Origin of the sequence: Streptococcus sp. 3109, assembly GCF_013276905.1 — a bacterium.
GTDB lineage: Bacteria > Bacillota > Bacilli > Lactobacillales > Streptococcaceae > Streptococcus.
The window spans coordinates 1-14,333 of record NZ_VMLY01000016.1 but is presented as its reverse complement, the minus strand read 5'-3'; the positions used below and the strand labels follow the sequence as shown (position 1 = coordinate 14,333).

The following is a 14,333-nucleotide window of genomic DNA, read 5'->3' as shown; positions in this document are numbered from 1 at the left end:
ATATGGTTAAAAAAATTATTGGAATGGTGCTAGCTTTACTTTCTGTAACTGTAGTAGGAGCAGGTATTTTTGCTTATACTATTTATCAACAAGGGACAGAAACCTTAGCTAAAACCTATAAAAAAATCGGCGAAGAAACCAAGGTTATTGAAGCGACTGAACCTTTGACCATTCTGTTAATGGGGGTTGATACTGGAAATGCTGAACGAACTGAAACTTGGGTCGGTAGAAGTGATAGCATGATCTTGATGACAGTGAATCCTAAAACAAAAAAAACAACGATGATGAGTTTAGAGCGGGATATTCTGACCCGCATTGAATCAGGGAATGGTCAGGCTCATGAAGCGAAACTGAATTCAGCATATGCAGATGGTGGAGCAGAGCTTGCTATAGAAACCATTCAAAAAATGATGAATATCCATATTGATCGCTATGTGATGGTCAATATGAAAGGGTTGCAAAAACTAGTGGATGCAGTAGGTGGTATTACAGTCAATAATACCCTAGGTTTCCCAATTTCTATCAGTGACCAAGAAGAATTTAATACCATTTCTATCGGTGTTGGGGAGCAACATATTGGGGGAGAAGAAGCCCTAGTCTATGCACGAATGCGTTACCAAGATCCTGAGGGGGATTATGGTCGTCAAAAACGTCAACGTGAAGTTATTCAAAAAGTCATGGAAAAAGCTCTCAGTTTAAATAGCGTTGGTCATTATCAAGAGATTCTAAAAGCTTTGAGTGACAATATGCAGACCAATATTGATTTGTCTGCAAAAAGTATCCCTAACTTGCTAGGCTATAAAGATTCATTTAAAACCATTGAAACTCAGCAGTTGCAGGGTGAAGGAGAGATGCTTCAAGGTGTTTCTTACCAGGTTGTTTCGAGAGCCCATATGTTGGAAATGCAAAATCTACTCCGACGTTCTTTGGGACAAGAAGAAGTTACCCAGGTCGAAACCAATGCGGTCTTATTTGAAGATTTGTTTGGACGGGTGCCTGTTGGTGATGGAGATAATCAAGAACAAGGTGTCTTTGTAACAAATGAAGTAGAATAGTTCATTTGTTGATAAAAATAAAAAATCAATCGTAGGAAAATTCCTGCGATTTTTTCAAAAAAATACGAATAGATAGGTAGGAGGAAACATGAAAGCAGAAATCATTGCTGTTGGAACAGAGATTTTGACAGGACAGATTGTCAACACCAATGCCCAGTTTTTATCGGAAAAACTAGCAGAGATTGGGGTAGATGTTTATTTTCAGACGGCTGTAGGAGACAATGAAGCTCGTCTCTTGTCTTTACTTGAGATTGCCAGTCAACGCAGCAGTCTGGTGATTTTGACAGGCGGTTTGGGGCCGACTGAGGACGATTTGACCAAACAAACTCTAGCTAAATTTTTAGGGAAAGAATTAGTCTTCGATCCTCAGGCTCAGGAGAAGTTGGATGTTTTTTTTGCCCAGAGACCAGACTATGCCCGAACACCGAATAACGAAAGACAAGCTCAAATTGTAGAAGGAGCGACTCCACTGCCAAACGAAACAGGACTGGCTGTGGGAGGCATTTTGGAAGCCAATGGAGTGACCTACGTCGTCCTTCCTGGTCCGCCAAGTGAATTGAAACCCATGGTCTTAAACCAACTTCTACCCAAGTTGATGACAGGGAGCAAGCTGTATTCCCGAGTTCTTCGTTTCTTTGGAATTGGAGAAAGTCAGCTGGTGACGATTTTGGCTGATTTAATTGATAATCAGACCGATCCGACCTTGGCACCTTATGCCAAGACAGGAGAGATAACCTTGCGTCTGTCAACAAAGGCTAGCAGTCAAGAAGAGGCAAATCAGGCGCTGGATATCTTGGAATATCAAATCTTGAATTGCCAAACTTTTGAAGGCCTTTCTTTACGAGAACTTTGTTATGGTTATGGGGAAGAGACTAGTTTAGCCAGCATTGTGGTAGAGGAACTGAAAAAACAAGGGAAAACCATCACGGCTGCAGAGAGTTTGACAGCAGGTCTTTTCCAAGCTAGGGTAGCGGATTTTTCAGGAGCTTCAAGTATATTTAAGGGTGGTTTTGTGACCTATAGCTTGGAAGAAAAATCAAAAATGTTGGATATTCCTATCAAGGATTTGGAAGGGCACGGTGTGGTGTCTGAATTTACAGCTCAGAAGATGGCTGAGCAGGCGCGAAGCAAGACCCAGTCTGATTTTGGAATTAGTTTGACTGGAGTGGCAGGACCAGATAGCCTAGAAGGGCACCCAGCTGGGACAGTCTTCATAGGCTTGGCTCAAGAGCATGGAACTGAGGTCATCAAGGTGAATATTGGAGGCAGAAGTCGAGCAGATGTACGTCACATTGCGGTTATGCATGCCTTTAACCTAGTTCGCAAGGCTTTATTAAGTGACTAACTTTTGATATAATAGTAGATAGGTCCGAGGACCATTAGAATGTAGGAGAATAGAATGGCGAAAAAACCAAAAAAATTAGATGAAATTTCAAAAAAATTCGGGGCTGAACGCGAAAAAGCCTTGAATGATGCTCTTAAATTGATTGAGAAAGATTTCGGTAAAGGCTCAATCATGCGTTTGGGTGAACGTGCCGAGCAAAAGGTGCAAGTGATGAGCTCAGGTTCTTTAGCTTTGGACATTGCCCTTGGTTCAGGTGGTTATCCTAAGGGACGTATCATTGAAATCTATGGACCAGAGTCATCTGGTAAGACAACGGTTGCTCTTCATGCAGTTGCGCAAGCGCAAAAAGAAGGTGGGATTGCAGCCTTTATCGATGCGGAACATGCCCTCGATCCAGCTTATGCTGCGGCTCTTGGTGTCAATATTGACGAATTGCTCTTGTCACAACCAGACTCAGGAGAGCAAGGTCTTGAGATTGCGGGAAAATTGATTGACTCAGGTGCTGTAGATCTTGTCGTGGTCGACTCAGTTGCTGCCCTTGTTCCTCGTGCGGAAATTGATGGAGATATCGGAGATAACCACGTTGGTTTGCAGGCCCGTATGATGAGCCAGGCTATGCGTAAGCTCGGTGCTTCTATCAATAAAACCAAAACAATTGCCATCTTTATCAACCAATTGCGTGAAAAAGTTGGAGTCATGTTTGGAAATCCAGAAACAACACCTGGTGGACGTGCTTTGAAATTCTATGCTTCAGTCCGCTTGGATGTTCGTGGTAATACACAAATTAAGGGAACTGGTGACCAAAAAGAAACCAATGTCGGTAAAGAAACTAAGATTAAGGTTGTAAAAAATAAGGTAGCTCCACCGTTTAAGGAAGCCGTAGTTGAAATTATGTACGGAGAAGGAATTTCTAAGACTGGTGAGCTCTTGAAGATTGCAAGCAATTTGGATATTATCAAAAAAGCAGGAGCTTGGTACTCTTACAAGGATGAAAAAATCGGTCAGGGTTCTGAGAATGCTAAGAAATATTTGGCAGATAACCCAGAAGTCTTTGATGAGATTGACCATCAAGTTCGTGTCCAATTTGGTTTGATTGATGGAGAAGAAGCTTCTGCAGAAGGTGTTGAAACTAAAAAAGATGAGGCAGTTCAAGCAGATTCAGTGGATGAAGAAGTAACCCTTGACCTAGGCGATGAGCTTGAAATCGAAATTGAAGAATAATACTCTTCGAAAATCTCTTCAAACCACGTCAGCGTCGCCTTACCGTACTTAAGTACAGCTTACGGCTAGTTTCCTAGTTTGCTTTTTGATTTTCACTGAGTATAAGCTGTTAAAGTAGTGGAGAAAATTCACTGCTTTTTGTGGTCTTTTTCTAGTTTTCAGCTCACGCATAGTTTGCTGTTTCTTGTCGCTCCACTAGAAAGCTGATATAATAGCCTTATGAATAAAAAACGAACAGTGGATCTGATTCATGGTTCTATTCTTTCCTCACTCTTAAGCTTTGCATTCCCAATCTTGCTATCCAATATTTTTCAGCAACTCTATAACACTGCTGATGTCTTGATTGTTGGGCGTTTTCTTGGTCAAGATTCCTTGGCGGCGGTAGGGGCGACGACAGCGATTTTTGACCTGATTGTAGGATTTACTCTTGGTGTTGGCAATGGCATGGGGATTGTCATTGCCAGATATTACGGAGCTCGGAATTTTACTAAAATCAAGGAAGCAGTAGCAGCCACCTGGATTTTAGGTGCTCTGTTGAGTATTGTGGTTATGTTGCTGGGTTTTCTGGGACTGTATCCTCTCTTGCAATACTTAGATACTCCCGTAGAAATTCTTCCTCAATCCTATCAATATATATCTATGATTGTGACCTGTGTCGGTGTTAGCTTCGCTTATAATCTCTTTGCAGGCTTGTTGCGGTCCATTGGTGACAGTCTAGCTGCCCTTGGATTTTTGATTTTCTCTGCCTTGGTTAATGTGGTTCTGGATTTGTATTTCATTACGCAACTGCAACTGGGGGTTCAATCTGCGGGCCTTGCTACCATCATTTCGCAAGGCTTATCAGCGGTTCTCTGCTTTTACTATATTCGTAAGAGTGTGCCAGAACTTTTGCCTCAGCGCAAGCATTTCAAATGGGATAAGTCTTTGTACGCAGATCTCTTGGAGCAAGGTTTGGCCATGGGCTTGATGAGTTCGATTGTATCTATCGGCAGTGTGATTTTACAGTCTTCTGTCAATACCTTTGGCGCTGTGATTATTAGTGCCCAGACGGCAGCTCGCCGCATTATGGCCTTCGCCCTCCTTCCTATGACCGCTATTTCTGCCTCGATGACGACCTTTGCTTCTCAGAATTTAGGAGCTAAGCGCCCAGACCGTATTGTTCAAGGCCTTCGAATCGGCAGTCGTTTAAGTATATCCTGGGCAGTTTTTGTTTGTATCTTCCTCTTTTTTGCCAGTCCAGCCTTGGTTTCCTTCTTGGCTAGTTCGACAGATAGTTACTTGGTAGAAAATGGAAGTCTCTATCTGCAAATCAGCTCAGTTTTTTATCCTATTTTGAGTCTCTTGTTGATTTATCGCAATTGCTTGCAGGGTTTGGGGCAAAAAATCCTTCCTCTGGTATCTAGTTTTATCGAACTAATCGGGAAAATCGCTTTTGTGGTTTTCATTATCCCTTGGGCAGGCTATAAGGGAGTTATCCTCTGCGAACCCTTAATCTGGGTTGCCATGACCATTCAACTGTATTTCTCACTGTTTCGTCACCCCTTGATAAAAGAAGGCAAGACCATATTGGCAACAAAAGTGTCATCATAGCTCGATTTGCTAAATAAAATCCATTTCCTCTAGTGAAAATCGAAAAAACTTGTGCTGTCATCTTTAGTTTGGTCTTGAAAATAGTTTAATATACTTTTGACTTCTTTTATATGATATAATAAAGTATAGTATTTATGAAAAGGACATATAGAGACTGTAAAAATATACTTTTGAAAAGCTTTTTAGTCTGGGGTGTTGTTGTAGATAGAATGCAGACCTTATCAGTCCTATTTACAATGTCAAAATAGTGCGTTTTGAAGTTCTATCTACAAGCCTAATCGTGACTAAGATTGTCTTCTTTGTAAGGTAGAAATAAAGGAGTTTCTAGCTCTGGATTGTAAAAAAATAAGTTGTTTTAATTGATAAGGAGTAGAATATGGAAATTGATGTGAGTAAATTAAGAACAGATTTGCCTCAAGTCGGCGTGCAACCATATAGGCAAGTCCATGCCCATTCCACAGGCAACCGCAACTCAACGGTTCAAAATGAGGCTGACTACCATTACAGAAAAGATCCTGAATTGGGCTTCTTTTCTCACGTAGTCGGTAATGGTCGTGTTATGCAGGTAGGACCTGTTGATAATGGTGCCTGGGACGTTGGGGGCGGTTGGAATGCAGAAGGTTATGCACAAGTTGAACTGATTGAAAGCCATGAATCAAAAGAAGAGTTTCTGATTGACTATCGTCTCTATATCGAACTCTTGCGCAATCTAGCGGATGAAGCTGGTATACCGAAAACACTTGATACAGACGACTTGGCAGGTATCAAGACACACGAATACTGCACCAATAACCAACCTGACAACAACTCAGATCACATTGACCCCTATCCTTATCTTGCCAAATGGGGTATTAGCCGTGAGCAATTCAAGCAGGATATTGAAAACGGCTTGACGATTGAAGCAGGATGGCAACAGAACGATACTGGCACCTGGTATGTACACTCAGACGGTTCTTATCCAAAAGATAAGTTTGAGAAAATCAATGGTACCTGGTATTACTTTGACGGTTCAGGCTATATGCTTGCAGACCGCTGGAAGAAGCACATAGACGGCAACTGGTACTGGTTTGATCAGTCAGGCGAAATGGCGACAGGCTGGAAGAAAATCGCTGAGAAGTGGTACTATTTCGACGCAGAAGGAGCCATGAAAACAGGCTGGATCAAATACAAGGAGACTTGGTACTATCTTGATAGTCAAAATGGGGACATGGTTTCCAATGCCTTTGTCAAATCAAATGATGGCTGGTATTACCTTAAAGAAGATGGCACGATAGCAGAAAAACCAGAATTTACAGTCGAGCCTGAAGGCTTGATAACAGTAAAATAATAATGGAATGTCTTTCAAATCAGAACAGCGCATATTATTAGGCCTTGAAAAAGCTTAATAGTATGCGTTTTCTTGTGGAGATATTTCCTTCAATTTTTGCTACTATATTAAATAAAAATCAAAAAGCAAACTAGAAAGTTATGCTCAAATAAAATCTAAATTTGACAATGTAAACCGAGTCGGATAGCTTTAAGTACTGTTTTGAGGTTGAAGATATGATTTTTGATAGGAACTCATCAAATAGGTTTACTATCATCACTTTTGGATTTTTAAGCAGCACCAATAAATTGCTTCCTTGTTTTGTCATAATTTTTTTATTTAAAAAATTGACTTTATGACAAGAGTGTGCTATTCTTTTTATGAGAGGTGTATGAATATGATAAATGTATGTGATGTTGGAAAAAGAATAAAAGAACTTAGAATATCTTCAAATCTTACTCAAGATAAGATTGCTGAATATTTGTCTTTGAATCAAAGCATGATTGCCAAAATGGAAAAAGGTGAAAGGAATATCACGTCGGATGTTATTGAGAAACTATCTGCCCTGTTTTGCTGTACGGTTGAATATCTTTTGTTTGGCGAACAAGCTGAACAACAGTGTGTAATATCGTTTAGAAAAAATAAAATAGTAGACCAAGATCTTAAAGTTTTAGCGAAAATCAATAAAATTGTATTGAATCAATTTGAGATAGATCAGCTATTGGAGACAAAATAAATGATTGATAAAATGGATTTAAGTAATAAAGCTTCAAATCTTAGAAAAAAGTTGGGAGCTGATGGTGAAGCGCCGATAGATATTTTTAAATTGGTACAAAAGATAGAAAATTTGACGCTGGTATTTTATGGACTCGGAAAGAATATTAGCGGAGTCTGTTATAAAGGAACTCAGTCCAGTCTCATTGTAATCAATTCAGACATGTCATTAGGAAGGCAAAGATTTTCTTTAGCACATGAATTGTATCATCTTTATTATGATGAGGTGAAGAAGAGTTCAGTCAGTCTTATCTTGATTGGTGAAGGAGATGAAACTGAAAGAAAAGCGGATCAGTTTGCTTCATATTTTTTAATTTCCCCATCTTCACTGTATAGGATGGTTGAGGAAATAAGAGAAAATGCTAATAGAACTCATCTTGAAGTAGAAGATATTATAAAATTAGGTCAGTTTTATGGTATCAGTCATAAAGCTATGTTATATAGATTGCGGAATGATGGATACCTTGATGCAGAAGAAATTAAAAAGATGGATATTAGTGTTATAGAGACAGCTTCAAGATTAGGCTATGATACAAGTTTATATCGTCCTTTGTCAGAAAGTAAAAAGGAAATGGTATTAGGACACTATATTAAATCGACTGAACAACTTTTAGAAAATAACAGAATTTCGCAAGGGAAGTATGAGGAACTGCTATTAGATGCTTTCAGATATGATATTGTATATGGGCTAGATGAAGAGGGGGAGTTGTCGTTTGACTAGTCGTGTATTTATTGATACAGATTGTATTTCAGCATTTTTATGGGTTGGCACTGAACATCTTTTAGAAAAGCTCTATTCGGGTAAAATTGTTATTCCACAAGAGGTGTATGATGAAATCAATATACCTACAATTCCCCACTTAAAATCTAGGATAGACCAGTTAGTAGCTAAGGGTTCGGCTGAGATTGTGAGCATAGACATTGGAACTGAGGAATACGAATTATATAGAAATTTAACAAGAAATCATGATAGTAACAAGGTTATTGGTAAGGGAGAAGCGGCTTCTATTTCCTTAGCGAAAAAGCATAACGGGATATTAGGAAGTAATAACCTAAGAGATGTTGAACCATATGTAGAAGAATTTTCTTTAGAACATATGACGACAGGAGATATACTGGTTGAAGCGTTTAAAGCGCAATTTATTACTGAACAAGAGGGCAATCATATCTGGAATAATATGCTTAAAAAGAGAAGGAAAATTGGGGCGGATTCTTTTTCAGACTATCTTCGTGGAAGTGTTCATCAAAATAGACAAAAATAAATTTGGATAAATCGAACTCACTATTCAGTAGGCATATGAGCAATTCGAAGAAGAAAAGTGTCAAATTGAGCCTATAGGAGTAGAAATGAAATCGTAAGTCCTGCATAGGGGATGAGAGAAAAGTTGTCCTTGAAGTTTCCCTGAACTATCAGTCGCATATCAAACGATATGTAGGGTAATGTGAGAAGGGATAGCGAGTAGTTTTTGGTTATTTTGTCAAAAAACTTGTATTTTATCATACTGAATGATAAAATACAAGAAAAATAGTAGAATAAAGGAAAGCTTTTCTAAAATGTGTATCTCCCCACAGGATTCGTTCTTGTGGGATTTTTTTCGTTAAAGAAAGCGATAAATATTGACTTTTTTAAAGAAAGATGTCATAATTAAGTTGGAAAAAACGTAAAAGTATCACTTTTCTCGTTATCCCGACTCCCAAAACGTCGTTAAACCGCTCGGCAATCCATGGAGACATGGACACATAGTAGTAAGCACGCTATGTGGCTTGGCAGAGCTAAAAACTGTTCCCTTGCGATAAGCCTAATAAGCACAACATAGGGAGTTAGAGAAGCCGACTCTAATCATCCACTTTGGGCAGTAGTGAGAACTGCCCCGTGCTTTTTTTATTTTGAGAAAATATGGAGTTTGTCGTTGAAATTACTTGATTGTATTTTAGATTATCAAGAGAAATTCGATGGAAAAACATGTCAAGTATCAACGAATTATAAGCATTTAGAGACTTTCGAAGTAGATTTTTGCTTGACTGATTTACATCACTTATTTGGCTTGCACAAAATCACACGAGATTATGCTAGTTAAACAATACCTGCTATTCAAGCTGGTGTTTTTATTTTGGAAGAATATAAAAATAATCCCATGTACAACGATGTTATAGAAAGGCTATCTTTGTATAGTTTTATCGGTGATATCTTCTATTCTAAGATAACAAGTTGTTGTATCCTAGCCAAAGATTTATCTAAAAACACTATGAAGTTGGACGTCATATTTTTTGAAGATAGAAACAAAAGATCCGCAATTTTAGGTTTACGAAGAGATAAAAGTGGAGTGTTTAAACCGGTTACTCTACATTTTACAAGCGCTAAGAAATATGCTAAAGTTCGTAAAACAGATGTGAAAGAAATTAAATGGTTATAAAAAAAACTTTTCGCAGGCTTCGGCTTGCGTTTTTTTTGTTTGATAAAATTAAAAAAATGTGCAAAAATAAGTAGAATTGAAAACAGGAAAAAACACCTCCTTTCGATTCGCCAAGCCTCTTCGCAAGGCAATGAGGGGGCGGAGAGACGCGCTCGTCAACAGAAGTATCTCATTGGAAATGTTGCTCACTTTTTTAGTGAGCTTTTTATTTAAGGAATAGGAATGAAAAATAAGAAGTTAAAATTATACTCTTCCAAAATCGCATCAACCCCGTCAGCGTCGCCTTGCCGTAGGTATCTTACTGACCAAGCTAGTGATGGACTTAAATAGGTGGTTTGGAGCGTCCTAGTGGCTAGGAAATGCTGATCATAGTCCTTTGCTGAGGATAGGGTGTCACACTCAACTGGTTGACCTAGTTTATAGAGAGGGAATTACTATAAAATACTCAGGCTTCTATCATATATTTTGAAATGTTTGTGTAATCAAAATGTAACAATAATGTAATATTGACACAAGAGAAGATATACATAAATAAACATAGTAGAACCATCGTATATTTGTTGAAAAATAGGTTGTATCAAAAGGTTTTATATGCCTGTGCATATATATATATATATATATATATATATATATGTCGCTTTTTTCTTGCCTTTCCTGACTCTATCTTGTCAGCGAGGGGGTTGATTTGTATGTCAGAAGTGTTACTATATAGTTGATATATTATCGTCTATCGGCTTTTTGCGCGCTTTCTAAGCTCGGGGAAGCTCTCAGGCGAGGAAAGGATTCACTTATGTTTAAGAAAAAGAATGATGGTAATGGAGAGAAAATTTTCCGTTATTCCATTCGTAAATACCATTTTGGGGCTGCTAGTGTTGCTGTGGCGGCTCTGATGTTTTTTGCAAATGGGGTGCAAGCGCAGGCACCTGCAGTATCTTCGGCAACAGCCAGTGATGTAGTTGCTGGATCTGCTGGAAATTCAGATGGGGAACCACAGGAGTCAGATGGGGAAGAGCCAGAGAAGGTCTCTCAGACTGAACCGTCGGCTGAGCTCCAGTCTACAGGGGAGTCAAAGTCTCCAGAGACTAAAGCCGAGGACGCTAGTAAGGGGCAGGAAACAGATGCCCTTGCTCCTACCAAACCAGAGGCAAAACCAGCTGCTCAAGAAACTTCTCAATCAGAGAGAGAAAAAGAGCAAGACCAGCCCACATCTGCCACTAAAACGACAGAAGCTAAATCACTCCAAGGCAATCTGCAAGCTTTGTTGGAAAAACTAACTCTTAGCTCCATGAAAGCGCTCCACGATGAAGTGGAAGCAGGTCTAGCAGCAGCTAAGGCAGTTTTGGACGACCCAAAAGCGACGCAAGCGCAGGTTGATGAGCAAGTAAGAGCTATGGAAGAACTTACGCGCCGTGTCAATCAAGCCTTGAATCCGTCGCTACCAAGCTCTACAGTCTCAGAGGAAGCAAGTCTGACAAATCATGGGCTTTCTGCACCAGACGGAGCTGTGACCAATCAAGGAAGTGGAGGAAAGCGTCGTAAAAGAGGTGGTTTGAGCCAAGCCACACCAGCTGTGGATCAGGTGAGCCCAGAAACTGTAGGTAACTCAGAAAAAACTGAATCTAGTGAAAAGCCTAGTCGACAAGAACTTCCAACCTACACCAATACGACAGAAGGTGAAAACGGCGTCTATGGACTAAAAGATGAATTAGAGTCTATTGTCAAACGACTTAAAGAAAATCAAGCGTCGGAAGATAAAATCCAAGCAGCAAAAGCAGCAGCTGATAAGTTTAATGAAGCATTTTCTAAGGGTGATACCATCAGCCAAGAAGATTTTGCCGCTGCCCTAGTCGACCTGAAAAAATCCCGAGACCTCATCGAAGGAGTGCTGGAAGAAAAATATGGTGAGGAAACTACAGCTGGAGGAGTAACTCCTAAACCACGTGATGGTGGCTACTCTGACTTTCGTAATGCTACCTACAGTGGAAGGTCTGCAAGGGCGACAAGTCCCTTAGATCGACATGAAAGTTACATTGAAAACGGTAAGTCGGGAGATAAAACCTACGATAGATACACCTATGTGTTTTTCTCTAGTAGAAGACTGATAAACAAAAAGACCGATCCTGTCTATCATGCAAAAACCTATATTCTTGCAAAAGTAACTCCTACAAAGGATGGTTTCCATTGGGAGTTGGAGATAAATAATGGACATAGAGGAGTACCTGGAACGGGTGTTTGGTTTACGATCCCTTCGGGGCAGGCATACAAGCCAGGTACAGATAGTATTAGTATTTATCGCAAAGGTGGCGGCACCACTGCTGTATCTTCTAATGCCGGGGATTTACTTTCCCTTCTAAAACACTCTGCAACAGGCTTTGGAAATCAGACTAAAGGAACAGTTAGTAATACTGGTATCGATAGCAGGCATAGTCCGAGCGGCCTACCAGTAGCAACCTTTGAGGATTTAGCTCGTCATGGTGCAGGACGCAACCAACCATATGAGAGAAAAAATGAGACTCAGGCGATGCAAGAGCAATCAAATGAAAAATTTAGACATATAAATAATAGTGGTTCGGATTTATATTATTTTTCGCTGGGAAATGGTGACAATAGTTACAAAATAACTTTCGATACTCAAGGGAATAACGATATCAACAAGCTTGACTATGCTGTAGGTACGAGAGGAAATGAAGGTGCATGGACGTTCCTTGTCAATCAGTGGCATTCCAGAACATATCAGGAGGCGAAAGAGGGTGCCAAGGATGACATAGAGCAAGCTAGACGAGTAAAAAACGACTCTATTAGCAAGAATAAACAATTATCCCAAGTGGAGCAAAATAGTGCTACTGCAAAAGTTGATACCTATGCACGTCAAGCTACACGTGAGCTTGACAATGCCAGCAGCTTTGTTGAGGTGGATGATGCCTTGCAACGGGGATTGGATAATATAAACGGAGTGAACCCAGTAGGGAAAGAGAAAGCGATAGCTGAGCTAGAGCAGAAAGCTAAAGAGAAGAAAGCAACGATCAATGGTCTTGAACACGTAACAACAGAAGAAAAAGCCATCGCAACAAACCAAGTAAATCAAGCTTTAGAGAAAGCCAAAACGAATGTTGGTAATGCAAGCAATAAAGCAGGCGTTGACAGTGCTAAGCAGGATGGACTAAATGCCATCAACAACATCAATCCAAGCGTGCAAACTAACAATGGTGGTAACACTAACAATGGTGGCAACACTAACAATGGTGGCAACACTAATAACGGTGGGGACATCAACAATGGTGGCAACACTAATAACGGTGGGGACACTAACAATGGTGGTAATACCAACAATGGTGGCAACACTAATAACGGTGGCAACACTAACACCGGTGGCAACACTAACAATGGTGGTAACACCAACACCGGTGGTAATACCAACAATGGTGGCAACACTAATAACGGTGGCAACACTAATAATGGTGGCAACACTGACAACAGTGTGACACCACCAGCCCGTAGCCGTAGAAGTGTAGCCTTTGCTGGAGGCACTCAATCGAGTCAAGAGAAACAGGTTGATAAATCAGTCTTAAGAGATTTGATTCAAGACTTGGAAACTCGTTTGAAAGACTTGGATGGTATTGATCAATCTGTCATCGACGCTGCGAAGGTCATTCTCGGAGAGGGGCAAGAAGCCCTTAGAAATGCTGACTTGACAGAGGCAGGCTTGAAAGAGATGACTGCTAAGGTCAAGGAAGCACTCGAATCCTTGAAAGGCAAGCAAGCAACTAAGGATGAAGAAGAAACGAAAGAAATAAGGAAAGAGCAAGGTCATCTTCCATACGGTACGATGATTGGCAGCCTGCTAGCCCTTCTTGGTCTCCTTCTCTTCCTCATCGCTCGTCGTAAGAAAGAGTCAGAACTCAAGAAATTGACCAAGGAATTGACTAAGGTTCTGCAAGAAAGCGACCTTACAAATGTAGATGCCAAAGTTCTCGACCAAGCACGAGAAGCTCTCGCTCAAGCAGTTGCTTTCCTAGCCAATGAGAAAGAGTCTGACCACACAGAAGATGAGTTGATTGAGAAACTCAAAGCTATTCTTGCTCAGTTAAGATAAGTAAAGCCTAGACTAGTCAGAAGCCGGCTAGAATAGTGATTGATAGAATGTTGGAAAAACTCAATTTGAGGTGAACATTCAGAAAATCTTTCTCTGATAAAACGCATAATATCAAGCTTTTTAAGGCAAGGTATTATGCGCTTTTATCATTTTGAAACTTTTTGTTCCATCCTTTTTGTGATATTTTTCCCTTATTTCACAAATATTTCATATTTGGATTTTATAATAAGCTATAGTCCAGTTTTTACTATACTTTGATATTCAAATATGTTATACTATGATTATCAAAGTAAATGAAAGGGGTTACGAACATGACGCCAGAAGAAATGTACTTGACAGAGCGATTAGACGTACAGATAGCTCATTTTTTAAAGAAAAGCGTTCAACATCGTAGACGCTATAAGGTATTAAAAATAACAGAAATCGTGGCAGGTTTCCTCATAGCTGTCTTTTGTGCTATTCCTATGCCAGGTGATCGCTACCGTTTGATTTCGGTTGCCTTATCCAGTCTCGGCTTGCTGTGTGAGGGGATTCT

General features: G+C 40.0%; 9 protein-coding genes and 2 pseudogenes. All 11 read left to right on the top strand.

Features of this window, described 5'->3' with window-relative positions; all coding sequences use genetic code 11:
* The first annotated feature begins 2 nt into the window (after nucleotides 1-2).
* Complete coding sequence (locus HT698_RS07965) at nucleotides 3-1,055, top strand: LCP family protein (RefSeq protein ID WP_000239275.1); 1,053 nt, start codon at nucleotides 3-5, stop codon at nucleotides 1,053-1,055.
* A gap of 88 nt (nucleotides 1,056-1,143) precedes the next feature.
* Nucleotides 1,144-2,400, top strand: coding sequence for a competence/damage-inducible protein A (locus HT698_RS07960; protein ID WP_173219397.1), 1,257 nt, complete (start codon nucleotides 1,144-1,146; stop codon nucleotides 2,398-2,400).
* 54 nt (nucleotides 2,401-2,454) lie between these two features.
* Nucleotides 2,455-3,621, top strand: coding sequence for a recombinase RecA (gene recA / locus HT698_RS07955; protein ID WP_173219400.1), 1,167 nt, complete (start codon nucleotides 2,455-2,457; stop codon nucleotides 3,619-3,621).
* Between the two features lie 219 nt (nucleotides 3,622-3,840).
* Nucleotides 3,841-5,211, top strand: coding sequence for an MATE family efflux transporter (locus HT698_RS07950; protein WP_173219402.1), 1,371 nt, complete (start codon nucleotides 3,841-3,843; stop codon nucleotides 5,209-5,211).
* A 376-nt stretch (nucleotides 5,212-5,587) separates the two neighbouring features.
* Nucleotides 5,588-6,538, top strand: a complete 951-nt coding sequence (locus tag HT698_RS07945; protein WP_112445108.1) for an N-acetylmuramoyl-L-alanine amidase family protein — start codon at nucleotides 5,588-5,590, stop codon at nucleotides 6,536-6,538.
* Between the two features lie 370 nt (nucleotides 6,539-6,908).
* Entirely contained in the window at nucleotides 6,909-7,253 is a 345-nt protein-coding gene (locus tag HT698_RS10500) for a helix-turn-helix transcriptional regulator (RefSeq protein ID WP_001056000.1), read from the top strand.
* 12 nt (nucleotides 7,254-7,265) lie between these two features.
* The gene (locus HT698_RS07935) at nucleotides 7,266-8,012 is read left to right on the top strand and encodes an ImmA/IrrE family metallo-endopeptidase (RefSeq protein WP_306416195.1); all 747 of its coding nucleotides are present in this window, start codon (nucleotides 7,266-7,268) and stop codon (nucleotides 8,010-8,012) included.
* A pseudogene (locus HT698_RS07930) lies at nucleotides 8,005-8,427 on the top strand (hypothetical protein); the annotation flags it as partial. The gene HT698_RS07935 and the pseudogene HT698_RS07930, both read left to right, overlap by 8 nt.
* 999 nt (nucleotides 8,428-9,426) lie before the next feature.
* Nucleotides 9,427-9,705, top strand: a complete 279-nt coding sequence (locus HT698_RS07925; RefSeq protein ID WP_173219404.1) for a hypothetical protein — start codon at nucleotides 9,427-9,429, stop codon at nucleotides 9,703-9,705.
* Nucleotides 9,706-10,495: 790 nt separating this feature from the next.
* On the top strand, nucleotides 10,496-13,798 hold the full coding sequence (locus HT698_RS10380; RefSeq protein ID WP_240147158.1) for a DUF1542 domain-containing protein: 3,303 nt from the start codon (nucleotides 10,496-10,498) through the stop codon (nucleotides 13,796-13,798).
* Between the two features lie 311 nt (nucleotides 13,799-14,109).
* Nucleotides 14,110-14,333: pseudogene (locus tag HT698_RS07910) on the top strand (DUF4231 domain-containing protein); the annotation flags it as partial.

Excerpts from the sequence above, each read along its gene's own strand:
- recA (WP_173219400.1), top strand. The coding sequence starts at position 2,455 with ATGGCGAAAAAACCAAAAAAATTAGATGAAATTTCAAAAAAATTCGGG.
- HT698_RS07945 (WP_112445108.1), top strand. The coding sequence starts at position 5,588 with ATGGAAATTGATGTGAGTAAATTAAGAACAGATTTGCCTCAAGTCGGC.
- HT698_RS10380 (WP_240147158.1), top strand. The coding sequence starts at position 10,496 with ATGTTTAAGAAAAAGAATGATGGTAATGGAGAGAAAATTTTCCGTTAT.
- HT698_RS10500 (WP_001056000.1), top strand. The coding sequence starts at position 6,909 with ATGAATATGATAAATGTATGTGATGTTGGAAAAAGAATAAAAGAACTT.
- HT698_RS07960 (WP_173219397.1), top strand. The coding sequence starts at position 1,144 with ATGAAAGCAGAAATCATTGCTGTTGGAACAGAGATTTTGACAGGACAG.
- HT698_RS07950 (WP_173219402.1), top strand. The coding sequence starts at position 3,841 with ATGAATAAAAAACGAACAGTGGATCTGATTCATGGTTCTATTCTTTCC.
- HT698_RS07935 (WP_306416195.1), top strand. The coding sequence starts at position 7,266 with ATGGATTTAAGTAATAAAGCTTCAAATCTTAGAAAAAAGTTGGGAGCT.
- HT698_RS07925 (WP_173219404.1), top strand. The coding sequence starts at position 9,427 with ATGTACAACGATGTTATAGAAAGGCTATCTTTGTATAGTTTTATCGGT.
- HT698_RS07965 (WP_000239275.1), top strand. The coding sequence starts at position 3 with ATGGTTAAAAAAATTATTGGAATGGTGCTAGCTTTACTTTCTGTAACT.